Source organism: Salmonella sp. SJTUF14076 (genome assembly GCF_015534835.1).
Lineage (GTDB): Bacteria > Pseudomonadota > Gammaproteobacteria > Enterobacterales > Enterobacteriaceae > Salmonella > Salmonella enterica.
The window spans coordinates 1,911,043-1,931,901 of the sequence record NZ_CP064674.1; the positions used below are offsets into that span (position 1 = coordinate 1,911,043).

The 20,859-nt window shown below is 42.4% G+C and carries 25 protein-coding genes, 3 tRNA genes and 4 pseudogenes; 18 read left to right on the top strand and 14 right to left on the bottom strand.

What is annotated here, in order from left to right:
- Positions 1-338: 338 nt before the first annotated feature.
- The 6 genes from HU143_RS09140 to HU143_RS09165 all read left to right on the top strand — a co-directional run bounded on the left by HU143_RS09140 (position 339) and on the right by HU143_RS09165 (position 4,412).
- The gene (locus tag HU143_RS09140; protein ID WP_023226664.1) at positions 339-800 is read left to right on the top strand and encodes a hypothetical protein; all 462 of its coding nucleotides are present in this window, start codon (positions 339-341) and stop codon (positions 798-800) included.
- Positions 797-1,018, top strand: a complete 222-nt coding sequence (locus tag HU143_RS09145) for a helix-turn-helix domain-containing protein (RefSeq protein ID WP_023226663.1) — start codon at positions 797-799, stop codon at positions 1,016-1,018. Before HU143_RS09140 ends, HU143_RS09145 begins: the two co-directional genes overlap by 4 nt.
- Positions 1,019-1,261: 243 nt before the next feature.
- Positions 1,262-1,945: a hypothetical protein gene (locus tag HU143_RS09150; protein ID WP_167803033.1), complete on the top strand. Its 684-nt coding sequence runs from the start codon at positions 1,262-1,264 to the stop codon at positions 1,943-1,945.
- 10 nt (positions 1,946-1,955) lie between these two features.
- Positions 1,956-2,837 carry an integrase domain-containing protein gene (locus tag HU143_RS09155; protein ID WP_023226662.1) on the top strand — a complete coding sequence of 294 codons (882 nt, stop codon included), beginning with the start codon at positions 1,956-1,958 and terminating at the stop codon, positions 2,835-2,837.
- A gap of 233 nt (positions 2,838-3,070) precedes the next feature.
- Positions 3,071-3,700, top strand: coding sequence for a DarT ssDNA thymidine ADP-ribosyltransferase family protein (locus HU143_RS09160; protein WP_024148151.1), 630 nt, complete (start codon positions 3,071-3,073; stop codon positions 3,698-3,700).
- A gap of 4 nt (positions 3,701-3,704) precedes the next feature.
- On the top strand, positions 3,705-4,412 hold the full coding sequence (locus tag HU143_RS09165) for a DarT1-associated NADAR antitoxin family protein (protein WP_023226661.1): 708 nt from the start codon (positions 3,705-3,707) through the stop codon (positions 4,410-4,412).
- A 177-nt stretch (positions 4,413-4,589) separates the two neighbouring features.
- Here the strand turns inward: HU143_RS09165 and HU143_RS09170 are convergent, their stop codons facing one another.
- Positions 4,590-4,835, bottom strand: a complete 246-nt coding sequence (locus HU143_RS09170) for a hypothetical protein (RefSeq protein ID WP_023226660.1) — start codon at positions 4,833-4,835, stop codon at positions 4,590-4,592.
- A gap of 159 nt (positions 4,836-4,994) precedes the next feature.
- Here HU143_RS09170 and HU143_RS09175 point away from each other — a divergent pair, with 159 nt between their 5' ends.
- Positions 4,995-5,183, top strand: a complete 189-nt coding sequence (locus HU143_RS09175; protein WP_023226659.1) for a hypothetical protein — start codon at positions 4,995-4,997, stop codon at positions 5,181-5,183.
- A gap of 17 nt (positions 5,184-5,200) precedes the next feature.
- Complete coding sequence (locus tag HU143_RS09180) at positions 5,201-6,655, top strand: AMP nucleosidase (RefSeq protein ID WP_000428191.1); 1,455 nt, start codon at positions 5,201-5,203, stop codon at positions 6,653-6,655.
- Between the two features lie 917 nt (positions 6,656-7,572).
- Here HU143_RS09180 and HU143_RS09185 read toward each other — a convergent pair.
- The gene (locus HU143_RS09185) at positions 7,573-8,130 is read right to left on the bottom strand and encodes an NAD(P)H-dependent oxidoreductase (protein ID WP_023226657.1); all 558 of its coding nucleotides are present in this window, start codon (positions 8,128-8,130) and stop codon (positions 7,573-7,575) included.
- A gap of 114 nt (positions 8,131-8,244) precedes the next feature.
- Between HU143_RS09185 and HU143_RS09190 the strand changes: the two genes are divergently transcribed.
- Positions 8,245-8,586 carry a winged helix-turn-helix transcriptional regulator gene (locus tag HU143_RS09190; protein WP_023226656.1) on the top strand — a complete coding sequence of 114 codons (342 nt, stop codon included), beginning with the start codon at positions 8,245-8,247 and terminating at the stop codon, positions 8,584-8,586.
- A 318-nt stretch (positions 8,587-8,904) separates the two neighbouring features.
- On the opposite strand, the pseudogene HU143_RS24500 reads toward HU143_RS09190, so the two are convergent.
- From HU143_RS24500 to mtfA, 6 genes and pseudogenes are all read right to left on the bottom strand, one after another.
- Positions 8,905-9,027: pseudogene (locus HU143_RS24500) on the bottom strand (DNA-binding protein); the annotation flags it as partial.
- A pseudogene (locus HU143_RS09195) lies at positions 9,021-9,179 on the bottom strand (Arm DNA-binding domain-containing protein); the annotation flags it as partial. The pseudogenes HU143_RS24500 and HU143_RS09195, both read right to left, overlap by 7 nt.
- A 163-nt stretch (positions 9,180-9,342) precedes the next feature.
- A tRNA-Asn gene (locus tag HU143_RS09200) sits at positions 9,343-9,418 on the bottom strand.
- Positions 9,419-9,839: 421 nt separating this feature from the next.
- A pseudogene (locus tag HU143_RS09205) lies at positions 9,840-10,144 on the bottom strand (Arm DNA-binding domain-containing protein); the annotation flags it as partial.
- A gap of 167 nt (positions 10,145-10,311) precedes the next feature.
- Positions 10,312-10,387, bottom strand: a tRNA-Asn gene (locus tag HU143_RS09210).
- Positions 10,388-10,487: 100 nt separating this feature from the next.
- Entirely contained in the window at positions 10,488-11,285 is a 798-nt protein-coding gene (mtfA, locus tag HU143_RS09215) for a DgsA anti-repressor MtfA (RefSeq protein ID WP_000598921.1), read from the bottom strand.
- A gap of 88 nt (positions 11,286-11,373) precedes the next feature.
- Between mtfA and HU143_RS09220 the strand changes: the two genes are divergently transcribed.
- The 6 genes from HU143_RS09220 (at position 11,374) to HU143_RS09245 (ending at position 14,078) form a co-directional block, all read left to right on the top strand.
- Positions 11,374-11,463: transfer RNA gene (locus tag HU143_RS09220), tRNA-Ser, on the top strand.
- A gap of 286 nt (positions 11,464-11,749) precedes the next feature.
- Entirely contained in the window at positions 11,750-12,595 is an 846-nt protein-coding gene (locus HU143_RS09225; protein WP_023226654.1) for a DUF6387 family protein, read from the top strand.
- A 207-nt stretch (positions 12,596-12,802) separates the two neighbouring features.
- The gene (locus HU143_RS09230) at positions 12,803-13,042 is read left to right on the top strand and encodes a helix-turn-helix transcriptional regulator (protein ID WP_023137511.1); all 240 of its coding nucleotides are present in this window, start codon (positions 12,803-12,805) and stop codon (positions 13,040-13,042) included.
- Positions 13,043-13,123: 81 nt separating this feature from the next.
- Positions 13,124-13,414 carry a hypothetical protein gene (locus HU143_RS09235; protein ID WP_023226653.1) on the top strand — a complete coding sequence of 97 codons (291 nt, stop codon included), beginning with the start codon at positions 13,124-13,126 and terminating at the stop codon, positions 13,412-13,414.
- Positions 13,415-13,466: 52 nt separating this feature from the next.
- The gene (locus HU143_RS09240) at positions 13,467-13,763 is read left to right on the top strand and encodes a hypothetical protein (RefSeq protein WP_023226652.1); all 297 of its coding nucleotides are present in this window, start codon (positions 13,467-13,469) and stop codon (positions 13,761-13,763) included.
- Positions 13,764-13,835: 72 nt separating this feature from the next.
- Entirely contained in the window at positions 13,836-14,078 is a 243-nt protein-coding gene (locus HU143_RS09245; RefSeq protein WP_023226651.1) for a hypothetical protein, read from the top strand.
- Positions 14,079-14,151: 73 nt separating this feature from the next.
- Here the strand turns inward: HU143_RS09245 and HU143_RS09250 are convergent, their stop codons facing one another.
- The 4 genes from HU143_RS09250 to HU143_RS09265 all read right to left on the bottom strand — a co-directional run bounded on the left by HU143_RS09250 (position 14,152) and on the right by HU143_RS09265 (position 16,829).
- On the bottom strand, positions 14,152-14,556 hold the full coding sequence (locus tag HU143_RS09250) for an H-NS family nucleoid-associated regulatory protein (protein ID WP_023226650.1): 405 nt from the start codon (positions 14,554-14,556) through the stop codon (positions 14,152-14,154).
- A 156-nt stretch (positions 14,557-14,712) separates the two neighbouring features.
- Complete coding sequence (locus HU143_RS09255; protein ID WP_023226649.1) at positions 14,713-15,192, bottom strand: DUF4756 family protein; 480 nt, start codon at positions 15,190-15,192, stop codon at positions 14,713-14,715.
- Between the two features lie 83 nt (positions 15,193-15,275).
- A complete protein-coding gene (locus tag HU143_RS09260) occupies positions 15,276-16,067 on the bottom strand; it encodes a hypothetical protein (RefSeq protein ID WP_023226648.1) in 792 nt (263 codons plus the stop codon).
- Between the two features lie 27 nt (positions 16,068-16,094).
- On the bottom strand, positions 16,095-16,829 hold the full coding sequence (locus tag HU143_RS09265) for a replication/maintenance protein RepL (RefSeq protein ID WP_023226647.1): 735 nt from the start codon (positions 16,827-16,829) through the stop codon (positions 16,095-16,097).
- A 1,358-nt stretch (positions 16,830-18,187) separates the two neighbouring features.
- On the opposite strand from HU143_RS09265, the gene HU143_RS09270 reads away from it, so the two are divergent.
- From HU143_RS09270 to HU143_RS09280, 3 genes and pseudogenes are all read left to right on the top strand, one after another.
- Complete coding sequence (locus HU143_RS09270; RefSeq protein ID WP_023226645.1) at positions 18,188-18,457, top strand: hypothetical protein; 270 nt, start codon at positions 18,188-18,190, stop codon at positions 18,455-18,457.
- Between the two features lie 83 nt (positions 18,458-18,540).
- Positions 18,541-18,852 (top strand): annotated as a pseudogene (locus HU143_RS09275) (hypothetical protein); the annotation flags it as partial.
- A gap of 180 nt (positions 18,853-19,032) precedes the next feature.
- Positions 19,033-19,647 (top strand): hypothetical protein, encoded by a 615-nt coding sequence (locus HU143_RS09280; RefSeq protein WP_023226644.1) that lies wholly within the window; start codon positions 19,033-19,035, stop codon positions 19,645-19,647.
- 114 nt (positions 19,648-19,761) lie between these two features.
- Here the strand turns inward: HU143_RS09280 and HU143_RS09285 are convergent, their stop codons facing one another.
- On the bottom strand, positions 19,762-20,139 hold the full coding sequence (locus tag HU143_RS09285; protein WP_023226643.1) for a hypothetical protein: 378 nt from the start codon (positions 20,137-20,139) through the stop codon (positions 19,762-19,764).
- Between the two features lie 38 nt (positions 20,140-20,177).
- The gene (locus HU143_RS09290; protein ID WP_023226642.1) at positions 20,178-20,651 is read right to left on the bottom strand and encodes a DUF4755 domain-containing protein; all 474 of its coding nucleotides are present in this window, start codon (positions 20,649-20,651) and stop codon (positions 20,178-20,180) included.
- Positions 20,652-20,859 lie beyond the last annotated feature (208 nt).

The window sequence follows — 20,859 nt, forward strand, 5'->3', positions numbered from 1 at the left end:
ACCCTGCCTCACCAGCAGGGTTTTTTATTTTCTGCGATCGGCCTTCCAGAGTGTCTCTTGATGTTGGCAGCTAATCGCGGTATCTTTTACCCGTACCTGCAAAAGCGGGTGCCGGGTTTGACAGCCTGAACCACAAAGCGGACAGCCGCTCATTTTTTAATGCGGTTTTTTTGTGTCCGTAATGAACCGAGTTACGTCCATATTATGGTGGGGCGTAGCGGGGGAGCGTTCGCGCTCGCCGGTTTCTTTGTGGCCGGTCTGTCAACCCTGTTACGTCTCACCACCCCGTTTGACAGCGGTCTGGTGAGGTTTGCAAAACCACACAAAGAGGCTGCCTTATGGCGACTACCCCAAACCAGATGCACCCGTTACTTGCTGTTTCCTTCAATGCCGCTACAGACTTTACCGTACTGGCTAATCATTGTGAAAATTTCGCCGAACCCCTGATTGAAAACAACGATCCTACGTTGAAAATGGCGCTTTGTGGCAGGATCAACGCCTGTCTGACATTATTGCAACCCACGCTGCTTGATCCGGTTCCTCCTCATCTTGTTGAAAGTCTGACCGTCGATACACTTCCTACCAGCTATCCCCGCTTCGGGCCGGAATGCACCGAGATTTGTAACTACTGCCTTGCCCTGACCCAAACGCTGGCAGGACAGGGATTTTCCTCTGAAACGGAAAAATATCTTAGCTGGCTGCTGTACGACCTGATCAATTACTTCGCTGCGGAAATGAAAGCACCGCGCTGGTTGCGTACTGCCGACGGCGTGAAGTTTATCGACGAGGTGGCCGCATGATGCTACAAGACTGGCATCCCGCCGACATCATCGCGGCGCTGAAAAAGCGGGGAACGTCGCTTTCTGCACTTTCCCGTCAGGCGGGGCTGGCATCCTCCACGCTGGCGAATGCACTGATAAGGCACTGGCCCAAAGGTGAGAGACTGATAGCTGAAAAGTTAGGCGTTGCGCCCGAACAAATCTGGCCGTCACGTTACCGTAAGCCGGAATACCGTTGAAGCTAAACCGGCTCTCCCGATCTTCTGTCAGCTTTGCTGGCGGAAGATCGGGAGAAGACAAGCGAAGCGCGGCAGAGCGTCATTCATAAAATCACGAAAAAATCTACAAACAACTCAATTTCCAGAAAAAAGGTTTCCCCTTTTCATTCGCATAAAACGGTTGTAATCTCCCTCTTGCCCTATGCTGTCGTAGACAGCGCCCAAAGCTTCACAACCTGAAAGAAGAGCCTGACTTGTCAGGATATGGTTGCCATTTTACCGGCAGGGCCTCTGCAAAAATGCCGGGCCGCAGATACTGCGGCAGAGGTTGAGAGTTATACACGCTACATCCTTTCACTGCGCCAGTTCGCTGGCTATGTTTCCATCCGCCCGGAAGTCTCACGATTTCCCGGTTTATCTGTACCTGCTGATTATCAGCGCTTTTTATCTGCGCCAGATCTCTGGTCAATGCTGTACTGCGCCGGAAACGATCCGGTAACCCCTACACCCGCTGCCACATCAGCTCCTTTGACTTTACGGGCTGCGGCCTGCAAAGACGTTCGGCTTTGCTGCCGCGTGACCGTAAACCTGCACCAGAACCTGCAATCTTTCGCGCACTGCACCCGACCAGTGCGTCACTTTCGTCGCGCAAAGCGACAAAGTGACACACAACCACCACACCGCGCTATGCCCCTGTTTTCGGGGTTCCAGCGCTCATTCCCGAATCTGACACGCCTTTTTAGGGCCGCTGTCAGCAAGAAAAAGGAGAAAAAGATCGATACCGAGGGGGGCATGACGCCCCGGAGAATTCCTGCTCACACAGGCAGCCTGTACCGCGTACAGTCTGAAACTCCCTATACCTCAACAAGCTGCCACTCCGGCGTGAAGGTATCGTTCTGGCGCAGCCTAAAAGCATACGCCGGAGACTGTTTGTGTTTTCAAAATTAAGGGGGAGTATATGGGTAAGTTAGGTGATGAAATGAAGGTTCTGGCGAAACACTGCGGCGGCAGCCATAAAACGGTGAACGATCGCATTCATATCGTGCAACGTTTTGATCAGCATTTACGGGCGCTGAACGTCCAGATCCAGCGGGTGTCGCAGATTAAGGTTCGCCACATTGAAAACTACATTCATGAAAGGCTGTCGCAGGGGATCAGTAAACGCACGTTGCAAAATGAAATGGCTTCGTTGCGTGCTGTGTTACAACAGGCCGGGCGTAAGCAAGTGGCAGAGCATGAGAGACTGACCAATAAATCCCTGGGGCTTTCTGGCGCATCCTGCAACGGTACGCGGCAGGCCATCACACCGGATCATTACCGCCATGTGCTGGAAACGGCCCGCGCGAAAGATCCGGGACTGGCGGCAGCGCTGGAGCTGACGCGGTTGATGGGATTACGTTCTCAGGAGGCAGTACAAAGCGCACAATCACTGAAAACGTGGAAACAGGCCGTTGAACGTGGTGACACACGTTTAACCGTAATTTTTGGCACCAAGGGAGGACGGCCTCGTGAGACGGTGATTCTGGATCCCGATGCAGTCAAAAAAGCGCTGGATAATGCGTTAGCTGTTGCAGAAAGCCGTAATGATCGGTTGATCGACAAGCCGGATCTTAAAAGCGCGATGGATTACTGGCACAACCAGGCAGCGCGTATTGGTCTGACTGGCGTATATTCCCCGCATTCCCTGCGTTATGCGTGGGCGCAGGATACCATCCGTAACTATCTGGCGCAGGGGTTAAGTAGGAAAGAAGCGCTGGCAATGGTGGCGATGGATCTGGGGCATGGAGATGGGCGTGGGCGGTATGTGGCACAGGTGTATGGGCATATAAAAGAACAATAACCCCTATACTGGTACCGTTTAACTACTAACTGAATATCAAAAGGAAGAACGTTGAAAGAGAAAAATCAAGACATGTAATTTTTTATTCAAGATAGATAACGATACTGGTTAGGACGTTTGGCCTATGCCTTATGGATTAAGAAAATGTTTAATTGATGTAAATCATTTTGTGTTTTTTGGACATAAGATAGTTTTGCATAAATACCATTATTTACTCATGAGGTTAGGTAAAAATGCATCGTGAACAAATACGTCTAAAAGCAGAAACACTACAAATTCCTTTTTTGGTCCATTTTACTCGAGTTGTTAATTTACCCAGTATTATGGAACATGGCATTGTACCTGTTACTGGTGCAGGTGATCGAAACATAGCTCCAGAGATTAATGATGAATTAAGACTTGATGGGCATAGGGACAGCACCTCTCTTTCGATTGCATTTCCTAATTATCGAATGTTCTATCGATATAGAATGGACAATCCTGGTGTTGAGTGGGTTGTTTTGGGCATTCATCCATCTATCCTTTGGCGCAATGATTGTGCTTATTGTTGTCATAATGCAGCAGACGCACGGATCAGTGTCCAATCATTAGCTCAACTAAAAACTCTTGAAGCATTTGAAGGCATGTTTGCGGAAATTGACGGTTTGGAGTCTCGGCAGGAACAGAGATTGAGTAATTTTGACCCTACAGATGGGCAAGCAGAAGTGCTATCCTTTGGTATTATAGAACCACAGTTCATTTTTGCTGTTATTTTTAACAATGAATTAACAAAAAATTCATATCAACACGTTCTCGGCAATAGACAAATATTAGTTAATCGTTCTGGCTCAGGATACTTCGCATCCCGCTCATATGTAAGGTAGTTTAATGGCACAAAGACCTGTTTACATTCCCACTGGTGAAAAGCAACTCTATGTTAAAACTGAGTCAGTTGACTTTACTTGGTTCGCAGGGATGTCAGTGAAACAGAAGCAAAGATCCGTAGACTCCTTACACGAAGCAGCTAAGAGCATATTGCCAAATCCTGGCAAGATTCTCGAAATTTCAAGTAAATCACATGATGATCTTGGCATTGCATTAAGTGCTTTTAATCTTTCGTTCACCACTTTAAAACATCAGAGAACGTTGACTATTGAATGTGCATTCCAAGGAAGTAAAGTCTTCCAGAGAGGCGGGCCTTATACTGACATATTTGAGATGACATCGCGCGAGGCCAAGAAGGACAAACGCCTCTTAACCTCGGGAAGACTCACTGGGTTCAAATTTTTTGGCATAGAATGGGAATTGGAACCACTAACAGCTTTTTACGACTGGCTTTACATTAGCGCTCTCAGAAAACGAACTGAACTGGCAGAGCAGATTGTTGAATACAATGCTTTTACAGATATCGAATTTAATCCTGAACGTTCAATAAATTGCCAAGCTTACTCTGCTGCGCTGTATGTATCATTGTTCAGGTTAGGTATTCTCGACGAAGCTATATCCTCAAAGGAAAGTTTCTTGGAAACGATTAATCGCGCATCTGTATGTAATACCAGACAAAATGAAGCCACTCAATCTGGTTTTAAATTCTGAGAAAGATGTGATCGATTTCACATTTCAAATTATCTCTGACGCTTGGGGCCTTAATAAGGGCCCCATTTTAATTAAAAGAAACAAATTCATTAAAATTCAACATGATATATCAAATAGCGCATCCAGTCAGAGGAGCCAGATTTTAGTTTCGGGATGTCCTGGTGAGTCCGGAGACGTTTAAAAAAAAAAGAAGTTATCTTTACCCGGTTGATCTGAGAAGGTTTGCCGGGTTTTTTGATATCTGTCATTTTGGCGTCCGAGTGCCTCCAGGTTCGTTAAACAAAGCCTTTCACGATGGCACTCACTGATACTGCTATCCGTAGGATCAAACCCACCGATAAAAATTTCTACATCAGAAAATAACAGATTGCATCCAGCGTCCTGAAACCATGCAGGGAGTGCGAAAACTGCTGCCTGATACATGGTGCCTGACAGCCCCTTATTTATAATTATCTTGATCCTGTTTACGCTAGCTTAAAAAACCAATATTAAAACCAGTGAAATTTCCAACTGCGTCTTTGATAGTAAACTGACGATTACCGCTGTCGATGGCTCCGCCCTGGGGAATGTCATTTTAATCATATGGGCGTTAATGCCTCCTCTGATACCGCGCCAAAATGGGAAATCTTCAGCGACGCTTTCACCGCCGCCGCTAACGAAGAGGCGGATGTGGCAGGTGAACTGATGGTCACCTGTGCCGCCGCCCTTACGCTAACCCCTTTAGTTTCCTCCTTTGCTGTCATACTATCGAATGACGTGCCTCACCTGTGAACGCTAAGGAGAATAATATGGAAAATAAAGGCACAAACCTGACGCCCGAGCAGGCGCTGGATCGCCTGGAGGAGCTGTACGAGCAGTCGGTTAACGCGCTCCGTGAAGCCATCGCTGACTATGTTGATAACGGCACGCTGCCCGATCCCCATGCCAGGCTTAACGGACTGTTTGTTTATCCTTCGCTGTCTGTAAGCTGGGATGGCGCGACACCGAACCCGCCTAAAACACGCGCTTTTGGACGCTTTACTCATCCCGGCTGTTATACCACTACCGTTACGCGGCCTGCGCTATTTCGCGCTTATCTTCTGGAACAGCTTAACCTCGTTTACCATGATTATGGCGCGCATATTGCGGTAGAGGCCTCGCACCATGAGATCCCGTATCCTTATGTGATCGATGGCTCGGCTCTGACGCTGGATCGTTCTATGAGCGCCGGGCTAACGCGCCATTTTCCTACCACAGAACTGGCGCAGATTGGCGATGAGACGGCAGACGGTCTGTTCCACCCCGGCGAATTCTATCCGTTATCGCACTTCGACGCGCGTCGTGTTGACTTCTCGTTGGCCCGGTTACGGCACTATACCGGTACGCCGGTTGAACATTTTCAGCCCTTCGTTTTGTTTACCAACTACACCCGCTATGTCGATGAGTTTGTGCGCTGGGGATGCAGCCAAATTCTTGATCCTGACAGTCCCTATATCGCGCTTTCCTGTGCCGGCGGAATTTGGATCACGGCAGAAACGGAAGCGCCGGAAGAGGCTATTTCCGATCTGGCCTGGAAGAAGCATCAGATGCCTGCCTGGCACCTGGTAACGGCAGATGGGCAGGGGATTACGCTGGTAAATATCGGTGTCGGCCCTTCAAATGCTAAAACGATTTGCGACCATTTGGCCGTGCTGCGGCCTGACGTCTGGCTTATGATTGGGCACTGTGGAGGGTTACGAGAAAGTCAGGCGATTGGTGATTATGTGCTGGCCCATGCCTACTTACGCGATGATCATGTGCTGGATGCTGTTCTGCCGCCTGATATTCCGATTCCAAGCATTGCGGAAGTACAGCGTGCGCTGTACGACGCTACCAAAGCGGTTAGCGGAATGCCCGGCGAAGAGGTGAAACAGCGACTGCGCACGGGAACGGTCGTCACCACGGATGACCGTAACTGGGAGCTTCGTTATTCCGCATCTGCGCTGCGATTCAACCTTAGCCGTGCGGTCGCGATTGATATGGAGAGCGCGACGATTGCAGCCCAGGGCTATCGCTTTCGTGTGCCTTACGGCACGTTGCTTTGTGTTTCTGACAAACCTTTACACGGTGAAATTAAACTGCCCGGGCAGGCAAATCGGTTTTATGAGGGGGCTATTTCAGAACATTTGCAAATTGGCATTCGTGCTATTGATTTACTACGCGCAGAAGGTGATCGTTTGCACTCACGTAAATTACGCACGTTTAACGAGCCGCCGTTTCGCTAACGAAATGAGCTGTCGCCTGCTGTTGGGCAGGAGCGGAAGAGGCATATTTATGTGATATGGAAAGTGGTTGAATGAAGCCTTAGCGGGAGGTGATTCTGCATCCCGCTAAGGCCTTATTGTGCCGCGGCTTCATCACCATCGCCGGAGATCTGTTGCCGATAATCGCGTCTACGTCAGGAAACGCGCCGGAAGGCGAAAACATTGCACCGCACTTCACGCTCCTTGAGCGCCTGGACCCACAAGCCCGGATTAACAAGCAGATACCGACCGTGAGAAGCGGTCAGCTTAAAGGGGTGTCAGAAGGCTTGATACTGAGGATTTTCGCGTTGGACAAGAATATAGGGTGGTCACGTCATTATCGAACTGAAATGACCCCAAATCAGACCACCAATTTCGCCGGATGCGCAGGGAAAACCAGATGTGCATCGAGAGAAATTTTAACGCTAACTTATTGAAATCTGCGGTAATAAGAATTTATAAGTAAGCCTGAAAACAGGAATTTGGCTCCTCTGACTGGATACTGATATTGATTTATCATATTGAATTTATGAAGATTTTATTTTTAAAATTGGAGTGAAGCCCTCAATAAGGCTCCAAACGCAATAACTATTCTGAAATGTGATATTTGTCATGTTTTAGATTACTCTTTGGCCGTAAGTGGGCATGACAGACAGCTTTGTGTCAAAGTGGACATCGGTTATGTAATTACCTGAGTGCCAAAGCCAAAATATCAGTACGATAACCAACTCAATACGAAATTTGTGAGTTGGTTTGTAATGGTTCGGTTAAATTTCACTGTGTTCTTTTGGCTTAATTACAAGTAAGGCAATCAAGACACTAATTGATGCAGCAAGCAGAACCATATTATTTACTGCATCATAAGCGAAAATATATGAGAATGGGCTATCAAATTAACATTAATTATTTTTTACTAACTCACTGTAAGTTAATTTAGTTAAGTACTTAACATAGTCTACTGCGTTTTCTTTAATCACTTCTTTGGAAGGGTTATATTCTGCACCATAAAAGGCAAAGTGTGGAACATATTCAGCACCAACATATTTAATCGTCATTTCAAATGGGCGAAGTACTTCTTGCATGGTAAATTTATAACGGCCATTCGCCATATAGTCTGCAAGTTCAATACCGGCAGTTACAGCCAAAGCTATTTTTTTATTCTTCAGCTTATCGCCTGTAGAGCCGTATGCCCATCCATAAAGAAACACTTCATCCAGCCATTGTTTCAACATGGGAGGGCAGTTGAACCAGTAAACTGGGAACTGCAAAACCAGCGACTCATGTTGCTCAACCAGTCTTTGCTCAGTCTCGATATTGATCCTGCCGTCAGAATATGCTTTATAAAGCTCATGGACAGTAAACTGATCAGGATACTTTTTTAACTCATTTATCCAACACTGATTAACAACTGAGTTTTCAATATTTGGATGAGCGACAACTATAAGCGTTTTTTTCATCATTTCCTCATTCAGGACTGACTTGCGATTGGGTTACTCAGGAGTATATGATTGGCCCTGTCGTTTGTGAAGTACGCAAATTTAGGTTATATACTTACCAAAAGGAGAGTGTAAATGATGACTGAGACATGCTCACAGACTGGTATCAACCTAGAGGAAACCGATTTTGGTTATACTCTTTCCTTAATTAGCGGGAAATATAAAATGATAGTTATGTACTGGTTAAATGAAAATAAACCAGTCATGCGATACAACGAGCTTAAACGCCGCATCGGTACGATTTCTTTCAAAACTCTGAGTAATACTCTGAAAGAACTCGAACAAGATGGAATAATCAATAGGGTGGAGTATCCTCAAATACCGCCCAAAGTTGAATACAGTCTTTCAAAACGAGGGGAATCATTAATGCCAATTCTGGATTTAATGTGTGATTGGGGTGGGAAAAACCGCAACTAATAATTTAGTAGTGTGGATACAGATGATGAACAACTCTGAGTAATTCTCAACTGTTCATAGCAGACTTCGGCGATCGGTGTAATGATTGGCATCGCTCAGTCCGGCTGGTGACTGGTGATGTTTAGTGATTGATCAGATCGCACAATCCGGGCTGAGTTCCCTCAAAGCGATCTGCTATTCCACACTATTTAGGAACACGTTATCGTAGCTTAGCTGATAACGTGTTCCTAAATAGTGTGGAATAGCAGATATTTTCTGAATCACTTCAAAGAGTAAGCCTTAGAGGGCGAATGGCTATATCCCGTTCTTAGCCGACTGTCAGAACTGGTTATACACCTGCGCCACATACCGCCCACGCCCGTCACCATGCCCCAAATCCATCGCTACCATCGCCAGCGCCTCTTTCCTGCTAAACCCCTGCGCCAGATAGTAACGAAGGCTAGCTTCTTCTCTTTGCCATCAACGCGGTACTTCATGTACCAGAGTTTTGAGCCGTTGGGTTTGAGCAGCAGGTTGGGTCCTGAACTGTCGGTGATCTTGAAGGATTTCTCGGTGGGTTTGATCTTGCGGATAGCGGTATCGGTTAATGCCATGGGAGGGGGCTCCATTTACTCAACGAACCGTGAGGCCCCGATTAAGCCCAAAAACTATGGATGTCAAAAAACCCGGCAAACCTTATCAGATCAACCGGGTAAAGATAATTTCTTGTTTTTTAATACGTCTCCGGACTCGCCAGGATGTCCCGAAACTAAAATCTGGCTCCTCTGACTGGACTCGAACCAGTGACATACGGATTAACAGTCCGCCGTTCTACCGACTGAACTACAGAGGAATCGTGTGAACGGGGCGCATAGTAACGATGTGCGATCGGCTTGTCAAAGGGGGAAATAAGATTGCGCGTTTGTTTGCTGACAAAAACAACAAAATGTTGAAGTTTTGATCTAATCCCTGCTTTGCCCCGGCATGGCGCAAATTTGTCTGTAATTGCACAAGCCAAATGCTGTGACCTTACCGCAATGGCTATGTACCAGCGTCTGATGAAACGTGAAAAACTGGCAGGCACTTGGCAAATAATTCTGAGACATAACGCCGTAGAGATTAAGGGCAGGGAGTAGAATGAACTTTAGACGTGAAATATTTTGTGAAAATGGTTGATACAGGCAGTCTGACGCCGGTAGCGGAAATGGCAGATAAATTTCTGGTGAAGGCGAAAAGATTTCCGTCAATATCATAGGCAGAATTATGACGCATCAGCTTTTGGCGACGACACGGGACGAGCGGGTTTTATCGCGCTTTTCCTGAAGGATTTTTTCATCAGCCTGTTTTTTGCGTTCGGGTCAATCCCTGAGCCAGCAGCCTTTTGGCCTCGTCACGGCGTTGTCTGGCATCAGCAAGCGATACAGCAAGGTAAACCCCAATAGAAAACACCTTCTGTTTGCCATCGAAGCGATAGCCTGTCTGCCAGTATTTTGAATCGATAGAGACCAAACCCGTCAGTGAGCTTGACGGCCTTTTCCGCTGGTCTGGCATTTTTTACTTTAGTATCAGTCAGTGACATGACGGTTCCCTCCGCGTGCTGGTAAAACGCAAATCGAACCAGCTTTACCAGCAAAAGGGTATGGCTTCGAGTGGTTTTTAGTAAACGAGAGTAAACTTGAAGAAGGGGATAATCAGTTGATATAAATGCAGAAAGCAGACGTCAGTGAACGTCTGCTTTCCTAAATCTGGCTCCTCTGACTGGACTCGAACCAGTGACATACGGATTAACAGTCCGCCGTTCTACCGACTGAACTACAGAGGAATTGTTTCAACGAGGCGCATAATACTGGGCCCGCTATAACGTGTCAACAGTAAAATTAACGCGCCAATTCAATTGGTTAATTAACCCACAAAGTGAGGAATTAATGTTCGGATTCCTCGCCGTAGTCGCCTTCGTCAGCGCTTACCCGTAAGCGCTGAGAAGGATCCTGGCGATAGAACTGGCAAAAACGCTGCCATAGCGCCGGGAAACGTGGAGCAAACAGTTCTGGCGCGCTGAAAAAATACTCTGACAACACGGCAAAACATTCTGCAGGGTCGGTGGCGGCATAGGCATCTATACTGGCCGCGCTTTCGCCAACAAGATCGATTTCATCCTGAATATTATTCATTGCCGCGTGGAGATCGTGTTCCCAGCCAGCCACATCGCGCAACGGGATGAAAGGGATGCCGCTGGCGCGATCGCCATTACGCATATCCAGTTTGTGCGCGACTTCATGAATAATGAGGTTGAAACCCGAAGCATCGAACGAGTCCTGGATATCCAGCCAGTTCAGAATGATGGGCCCTTGTTGCCAGCTTTGCCCCGACTGTACGACACGCTGGCTGTGCACCAGACCTATGTCATCTTCCCATTCATCATCTACCACAAAGGGCGCGGGATAAATGAGCACTTCATGAAAACCATCAAGCCACTCAATACCGAGCTCCAGGATCGGTAAGCAAAAAATTAACGCAATACGTGCACTTTTTAACGAGTCGAGCTCAAATCCCTGTAGCGCTACCAGTCTTTTCTGCTGCAAAAAACGTTCGGCTAGCGCAATAAGCCGAGCCTGTTCTTGCGCGGTGAGGTTTACCAGAAGAGGTATAGCTAGCGCATCATCCCACGGCCAGTCTTCGTTCTGGGTTATTTCTTGTGCTTTCCAGGGCCACTTAATCATCGTTTTGCTCGTAAACTCGTCACTTGAACAAAATTACCCGAATAGGGTCTGTTAAAATGCCAAATTACCTGGCATCATTGCAATATACGGAGAGATGCCGGAGCGGCTGAACGGACCGGTCTCGAAAACCGGAGTAGGGGCAACTCTACCGGGGGTTCAAATCCCCCTCTCTCCGCCAATCATTCAACAAAATCAATAACTTACGAAGCATTTTTGATTTTGTCATGCATAAATCCCTGCATTAAAACTTCTTTCTATCGCTCTGTTTTCTCGCCTCTACGCTGCCATTTTTACCATGTTGCTTCGTGTTGGGCATCCACTTTTATCTTCTTTAGTTCACAAGCTCACATTCTTAACAACAACTTAGCCAGTCTCGCATCTCCGATAACAAAACAGTTGAACTGCATGCGTTTCACACGGATCCTGTGAAGATATATCGAAGGAAATGGATTGCTGGAGGATGGATGAAAAGAAGTGAAATCAGGAAAGCACTGGAAGCATGGTTTGATGTTGAGCGCTATGAGGCGATAGAGAAGCTAAGCCTTCAACAGTTTTATGTGGAGATTGAGCGGCGTATCTTGGCCTACAGGATGTTGTTGAGCCGGAATACCATACCGACCCTGAACAGACTTTTGCTGGATGACTACCGCTATAAAATTTTGCGAGGCGAAATCTTTTTCAGTGGTGATGCCGCTACCCTTGGACATGAGCTTGCCAGAACCTACGCGGTAAACCCTACGACACGAAGCCATGCGCAATTTTATGCGAAAACGCTGACATTAACTGAAGCCACTCCTGAGATTTCCGCGTTAAGCGAATCCGAATTTCTGTCCGAGTATCTAAAACAAACATCGCTGAAAAACCTTTCACGTATCACTGTCGATATTCATCTGGAAGAGGCATCAACCGAAGAAATCATTGAACATCTGAAAGTGCTGATCCCGCAATGGAAGAGACAGCTAAAGATGAAAGCTCCTGCGGAACGGGAGTATCGTTTTGGCAAAAGCACGTTCAGAAAAATTATTGAATACCGTCTTATTCCAATGATGGACCTGATTTTCTGGGGTGAGGACAATGGCGTCAAAATCCCGCTTTCGCTGATTTCTTCGCTGCTTCACGAAGACAGCGACAACGATCGTGATGAAGGAATGCTAAAGGCAACGGACTACCCGCTGGCAATGGCTTTTCTGACTGATGAAAACTATCTAAAATCGCTTGAAGATTACATCATGCAAAACAATCACTTAAAAGACTTACCGGTTGATAAGCATGTTGAGGATGATAAGAAGAAGAAAAAAGCCGCCAAGTAAAAAGGGTTACGTTCGCCGTGAGCGAACATGATCGCATCCAGCCTTAACGAACCTCTTTCTGTTCATCTCCCTTCATATTTTTCAAAAAACTCTTTTATGAACGCCCCTAAAACGTCATAAGCGAATTCGCTATTATTGTTCTCGTCGCAATAACATAGAGAAAAATGAAATCTCATAGAGATTACGTAAAATAATAGAGGACAGACAATGAAAAACAGTAATCAGATAGATGCTATGAAAAATGAATATGTCGCGAAACGATTTATTCGTGTTCCTGATGTTTTAAATCGAGTGGGATTCAGTCGCACTACCTTATATGAGCGTATTAAGGAAGGCAACTTTCCAGACAGGGTAAAAATAGGTCCACGGTGCGTCGCTTTTGTCGAAAGTGAGATAGATGAATGGATTGAAGCTACTATTCGGAACTCACGCCAGAACGCTGCATAAAAACAGATACAAGATCTCGTGTCGAACAGATAACTATTCGCACAGGGCATCTTATTACCCTAAACAATAATGGAGAAGAATATGAAGATAGAACTTATTACGACAAAACAGTTTATTGAACAAGCCGAGTGTTATTTCAGGAACTATATGGACGGATTGCAGAGGAATGCACCAGATGATTTTTATTATTTTATCAACAATAAATATAATATGAATGACATTATGGAAAGTATCATTAAAAAAACGAGATATCATTTTTATGATGACACCGAAGAAGGCAAAAGGAATCGGATTTATGGAGAAGTAAGCCACAGTAAGGTAAAACAACACCTTCGTCAGCTTTGGATTGTCTATAAATGTGTATACCGCTAATACTTACACAAATATTTTGCTGTTCCAATATTAAACTAAAGAGGAAATAAAAATGAATACATTTAAAAATAAAAACACTGAAATCTTTTATGTTGTATCCTTGCATATCTATGCGGAGCTTTTTAACTCAAAGGATAAAACAACCAGTAATATGATTATAACGCATGTAATGGATCATGAGTTTGTTTGTAAGCTAATCGATCTGGCGATGAGAAATGCTGAGAAACATCTTCTGAAAAAAACATGGAAAAAGAACGCTGCTGAAAAACTATCTGAAGTTGACTTTAAAGAGGTTAAGCAGGCATTAGCCAAAATGCACTACACCGTTCTGGCGGAATCAATATGTTGATGTGTTCTGACGTCTATCAGCCCCTTCATGGGGCTGATACAAATATTATTTGTCTATTCAAGGAGCAAAAAAATGATCGATGAATTTCATGTGATGTATATGTATAAAAAAATCCAAGCGGAAGCCGCAACTACTGACATTAAAACACTTGAACAGCTTTTGAAGAAGTTCCGACAAGTCGTTGCGGAGCGCCGGGAAGAATACTATCAGGAAATAGGTGAGAAAAAAGCACAGAAATTGAGGACCATGAGATTACAACAGTTGCTTGAGAAAATGGTGTGTGATCGGGTTTCACCGGAAGATTTTCAGGGATGAATACGACATGGATAATCTGGCAGAACCTGAACAGGTAGCAGGCTCTACCAGAGAAAATCAGAGTTAATACAAGTTAGATCGCGAAGTCTTCCAGTGTCTTACCAGCTTCGATAGCAGCAGCGATCGCTTTAGGAGTACGGCCTTGACCTGTCCAAGTCTGCTCGTTGCCGTTTTCATCTGTATATTTGTATTTGGCAGGGCGTGGAGCGCGGGTTGATTTGGTTTTAGGCTGGGATGAGCTAACAACAGCAAGGAGTTCTGATGGATCAATACCATCTTCTAACAGTTTCTGACGGAAGGCTTGCAGCTTAGCCTGACGTTCTTCTTGTTCTTTACGGACGGAACTTTCTTCCTCACGACGATCTTCAACGACAGCAGTGAGTTTTTCCAGCATCTCTTCCAGAGTTGCCAGATCTGTTTCACGAGCATGTGCGCGAAGTGTACGAATATTGTTCAGTGCCTTGAGAGCTTCACTCATAGTATGTTGTCCGGTGTTTTAAAATGGGCGATTAATAAGGTTAATGTATATAATGCTGTTGAAAAGTCAAAAAACAACCCGTAAATAATATAGTAAATATTATCGGTTAAGCAATGCAATAAATCTCATTTGACACGGATAACATAGGACAGTTCTTCAAAGAGACATTTTCCTGCGCTTTTGGCTTGATGGCTCGAACTCTGACGAGATATGAGAGAGTTGCTCAAGACTTTGTTCAATTGAGTGCTGGAACTCAACAGCGGCTTCTGTACGCTGTTTTATGACCAAGGCTACTATTTCTTCATCACTTTTTTCTGAAATGGCCTTACGGTATAATACACGTTCGTTAAATAAATCAAGATTACCTGATGATTTTGCTGATGTGTTAGCTTTTGAACTGCTGATGGGATTTAACTCGTCAATAAAGTATTCAATAAGAGATTCTCTCTTTTTTTCCAGCCTACGAAGTTCAGTATGTGCCGACTTAAATTTTTGAGCCTTAACCAATGGAACATCATCAGAGCGTAGCCTACGATATTCTTTTCTGTATTCTTCTATCGAAATATGATTTTTTAGTTCTTTGACTGTATTTACGTATTCGATTAAATCACTGTTGTCTGTTTTTACTTTTCTCATATAAGACCTCGTAAATAAAATAGTGGATGTATTTATATTACGAGATATGGTGTAAGTGTCAAATTGACATAGGCATAAAAATATTATTTGGCTTTATACTGTTCAAAAATAATCTCACCTGTGTCCGTATAAATTTCTACTTTTCCTACTTTCCCATCAGTGCCTTTTATCGAGAAACGAATTAATCTTTCATTATAGTATTTTTCTAACAAGTCTGGTCGTTCAGTAAAGTATCTTGATTTTGTGGAGCGATCTTTCAGATAGTCGCAGCTTGAACAAACCTGCTTTTTGAAATCCTTCTCAGATAAACCACTTTCTTTTATTTTTGAAGAAATAAAAGCCTTTAAAGGTCGTTCATATTCCTCTTTTTCTTTTGCTTTGCGTATTTGTTCCGCTTTCTTGCGCTGTTCTTCAATACGGTAAAGTCTGCCTTGTTCTTCCTGCGCTCGTATTATATCCTCTTGGATCATTTTACTGATGATTGAAGCTGGAACAACACTGATACCTTCAGACCACCCCTGATAAGGATTATTGTTTTGTATATTTCGGACTGTAGCAGATATTCTGTCTATATCCAGTTCTTTATCAAAGGAAACAATACGTTGTCCGTTTTCTTTTGATATGAGTTTAGCCGTGTTCACAGGGGATTCAAGGCCCTTTAATTTGAATGTGGCTACGGCACTGTTGCGACTTCTATAATATAATGCTTGTTTCCTATCTCCAATGTAGCATTCAAGGTAAGAGAACATCTTAAACTCCTGAATGCCAAATGTTTCCTCAAGCATGGTCATCTGCTCAGCTAATATATTTAGTATATCACTCTTGGATAGTTTTTCGTGGAGCTTAATCTCAAGCGAACCGGGTAGTTTTTTCATTGTTATTTCCTTGTTGTTGTTATTTTATCAGGATACTTTCTGCATATGAGAGTCTGCGCCAACAGAGTTTCTTCTTGCTTCCTCATTTTCCTTTGTTCTTTTATATACTTTTCGTGGTTTATCAATATGTATGCTATTGTTGGTATTAGGAACAGCGTTATTCTTTTTCTTTTTACTGAAAACAAATGCGTCAGTATAGATTTCTTTGGTTTCAGTTTCTAAGGAAAGGGTTCTTCTTTCACTTTTTGACATAGCTGAATAACTTTCTGGATACTGTTCTATTTCTGCGCAAAGATTGCGAGCGTTGCTCAGTTGTTCTTTACGTTTCTGATCCAGTTGATGGCTCATCCCTTTTGCGAAAATGTTAGAGTTGATATAGAGATGTCCATGGTGCTCGACGAGTATTCCTTTCTGCCTGAGTTTTTTGAAAATGTTAGACATATTACCGGAAGCGATATTCAGTGCTTTGCACAGTGATGATTGTGAAAGATTAATCAGGTTCCCAAACTCCATATATTCCAAGATGTACGTTAATACGCGGAATTCATTCTTAGAAATATCAAGGTCAGAAAAAACACGAAAGTTAGAAGTAAAAGCAAATACATAAGGTTGTGAAAACGAAATAGATTTATCTTCCTCAGAAGAAATAACTGTCGTTGATTTTATTTCTTTGTTTTGTAGCAAGCGCTTTGCGATATCAATCTTTTGCTCGGTGGTTAATGATTCAAATAAGTGTAATAGATCAGCATCGTTTGTATTCATATTATTCTCTCTTATTATTTTGTTATATGTATTTTAATACTATGCAAAAAAATGAAAGTCAATAGTAGAACTATAAATAAAATAGAAAGTATATTCTTATGACAATGTTATATGTTAAAAAAACTATGTCCGAACATAGATCTTGCTATGTTCGAACATAGGACGGATCTATGTTTGAACATAGGAGTTTGCTATGTTCGAACATAGGAAAAAAAGTTGTGAAGCCGCGATTTCACTGGTCCGGGACTATGCTTATAATTAAATAATTAGTAAGAAGTTAAGAGAGTCCAGTTTTACTTTTGTGTTATGTTTTAGTGGTTTTACAAGGGATGTTGTATTCCTTAATAACTGCTATCAGCGAAGTGATTGTGTTGAACAATCACGAACCGCTGCTTTTTATTGTGAGAGCTTAATTAATATTCCTTTTACTTTATATGCGTCTTCGACGCGATCTTTTTGGATAAATCCATCATTAACAGGGGCAAGCCCTGTCCAGCAAAGTGATTGTTGCCAACAATCACGAAGTGCTGCTACTAAGGATATAGTTTTCCTATGCGTTTAAGAGCAAATGCTATATGTCAGAGAGAGGATGTTATATTCGCATAGGATCTGAATTCTAACTTGGTGGAGGGAATGATCTTTATACTGGCCGCTTTGTTCTCCATTGATAAAATATTAATGACTTATAAGTGATCAAGAAAAATAGTTTCAAATCAGTATCTGGGGCGTAGCCGTGCGGCAGCACAAGGGATGTATTTTCAAAAAATAATAATTGAATGTATCAGGTAAAAATAAATATCAATAAATATAAGTAAGAGTGTTCTGTAAACTGTTAATAAAACGCACAGGAAGCTTGCTAAGACGTTGGAAGCAGGAAGATAACACATATAACCATCTTCACGCTTAAAGCTCTTATAACTGATTACAGGAAGTAATTTATATGGAAAAAATTATTAATGGAAAAATACATCATTAACAGGGACAAGCCCTGTCCAGCAGAGTGATTGTTGGCAACAATCACGAAGTGCTGCTACTAAAGATATAGTTTTCCTATGCGTTTAAGAGCAAATGCTATATGTCAGAGGGACAATACATGTTTAAACATAGGAACCGAATTAAAATTTTAAAGGAAAATGGATCTGGCTTTGATCGAATGCATTTATTTATTATCTCATAGTAATAAAATCAAATACAAATGCCAGTGTCAGGGCGTAGCCGTGCGCAAACTCAGAGATAAAGATTTTTTCAAAAAGAAGTTTAAATATAAAAACTTGAAATATGAATAAAATAAAAATATATTTGATTTTTACACTTACGATAGAGTATTAAACAGTAATAAAATAAAAAAGGAAAATACAATGAACAATATCAAAATGATCACACTCTTCCATCCCCATGACAAAACACCATTTATGATCTGTATTGTAAACAAAGTAGAAAATACAGAACACGGATTGAAATTAACCCTTGAAAACGGAAATAGCATTTGTTTCAATAATTATAGCCATTATCTGTTATCCGAGTCTGTAAGTCGTTGCGATAAAGACAGGTTGAAAAATATTTATATCCGCTTGGTTTCAGAACTCGCACAGATGAGTGAAGAAACTATAAAATCGCAAATGTTGTAAAACTTTTATCAAAACATCATAAATATTTTTGATATTACGATTGGTTGCATGATATTAAATGAAAAAATAAGAGGGAAAATATCATGCGAAAAATAAAAACAAAAATCTACAGACCTACAGTTTTAACAAGAAACATGGATAAACACTATATCCCTGTTTTACAGGACTTAATAGAAGCGATATACAGCGACAGATTGTTATCAAGTCTTGCAGATAGCGGTAATATTGTAATCCATGATTCACTTGGATATCCGGTTGCTAAGTATAAAAATACGAGGATTAGCATAGGCATAGAACCATTAAATCCGATGATAAGACAGGATCTAACTCTTAGATATATCGTGGTAGTTAGAAACGGAAAAGTATCACAGGAAATTAATGGTTTACTTAACAGATAATTTCCAAAAGCTATAAGCATATTTAAATACTATATCAACGAACATGAATCAGTAAAAGGTCATGCATCAGCAAGCTTCATTAAAGTATGTTACTAATTATAATACTTTATAACAATATTTTTGATTAACACACTAACCAGACATAGACACGAATAATCAATAATCAAGTAGTGGGAAATGTTAAAATTTAGGACGATTTTTTTAAAGAAGATTTTTACATTGAAGAATTCAATCCTTGCCCGTCGCGGGGCTGTTATCGTTATTGTTTCAGCAGTTTTTACATCAATAATGTTTTTTGCCCATAGTTGGGCATCTGACAAAGAAGTGGCAATGACACTTTCCGTTCTTAACAGCAATGAGTATAACTTTTCATCAACTTCGGATGTTCTATCTACCACTCGAAAAGAATACGAAAAGAAACATGCTTTAGAAATAAAAGAGAAAAATGATAAAGAGTTCGAAGAATGTGAAATTCAAAACGAAAACTCGAAACTACCATGTTTGAATGGAAATGAATTTTCAGTAGCGACACAATGGAAAATAAATGGAGTAAATAGCTCTTGTAATGAATATGATATGCAGGGAGATTCTGGTAAGGGATATGACTCTGAATCTCAATGTAAAATTAGTCTCAATAAATGGTTAAAAGAAAATAATAAAATAACTCCATGGCATATAGCCCAAACTTCATTTTTCTGGTTAGACATTACTGGTTTACTGTTTATGTTTGGAGGGTTTTTGACAACTCTTTTTGCTGGAATGCGAGCGTTATGGGGTAAATCAGATTCTTAATATAACAGGAGTATAGAGCTTCAACAAATGCTGAAGCTCATAAAAATATTTTGTTGTGTTGAATGGTATCTGTAGGGAGAGGGATGCGGTTATATGAACTTACCCATATGCTAATTAATCCAGCAGACCGCGCGAAGTCTTACTGGCTGTCTGACTAAAATTATAACGATCCACAACATCTCCCTTAAACCAGATATCCAGCGATTTAATGTGTGCCATGCTACTATTGGTCAGTAAAGCAAGGCCGGGAACATAGTTAGATAACTGGCTTTCTCCCGTCATACTGGAGTAGCTCCACATCTCTTGTCCATCGTTCGTGGCGCGTGTCTGTGGTTCTCCGAACGCGATGAGGATCTCTTGTTGGGTGGTTTTTCCTTTGACGATTTTTAGCTTTACCGTCTGATGATTTTCATCTGTGAGAGATTTATTGCCATGAAAGGTGCAGCTGGCAAGTGGAAGAATAACCAATACAGCAATAAGCATTTTTTTCATTTTAGCCCCATAGGTATATAATAATTAAAGATAACGGATTAAAAAACATATTTTTTAAATACAAGAAGCCAGCGTTCGCACAGTTCTTGGTTTGAAGTTATTTTATTCTTTAAGGGAACATTAATTTTCCACATGGGGTTTTTAATATCATCAGTTAAAATATTTAGTCCAGATCTTTTATTAGCTGCAAGTTGTTCTCTCCAGTTAGCAATAGCTGCATTATTCATGCCTTTCAGTGTTCCATTGCCGTAAAACTTATCACCCTCTGAAAGCGTATAATTGATCTCTCTGATATTGTCATAGGAATATGTCTTGTCTCTTTCTTTATCGAAAAAACGAATGGTGCGCTGTTTGGTGTCTATGACGATCCCGGTTCGCTGACATTCATAAGATAAAACATCGCCATCCAGAACTTCTGTAAAGCTGTTGTAGTGCTTTTTCTTCTGTAGATCAGAAACAGTCAATATAATGATAAAAATCACTACCAAGAATATAATACCTGTTGTTTCCACTCTTACTTCCTCCATGTAAATGAGTTAAAGGGGCTTGGCCTGTTTGCTGAGCTTCAGGGAGTTTTGGCTCTCAAGGCTCTGGTGCGAGGTGTCAGTCCCTGCCTCTCAAGCCTATCAGAACGTAAATATATGATCGATATAAAAGATCAATAATTGATTATTGATAGTTTTTAGCGATTAAATGCGCGATATCGATCGGTTATTAATT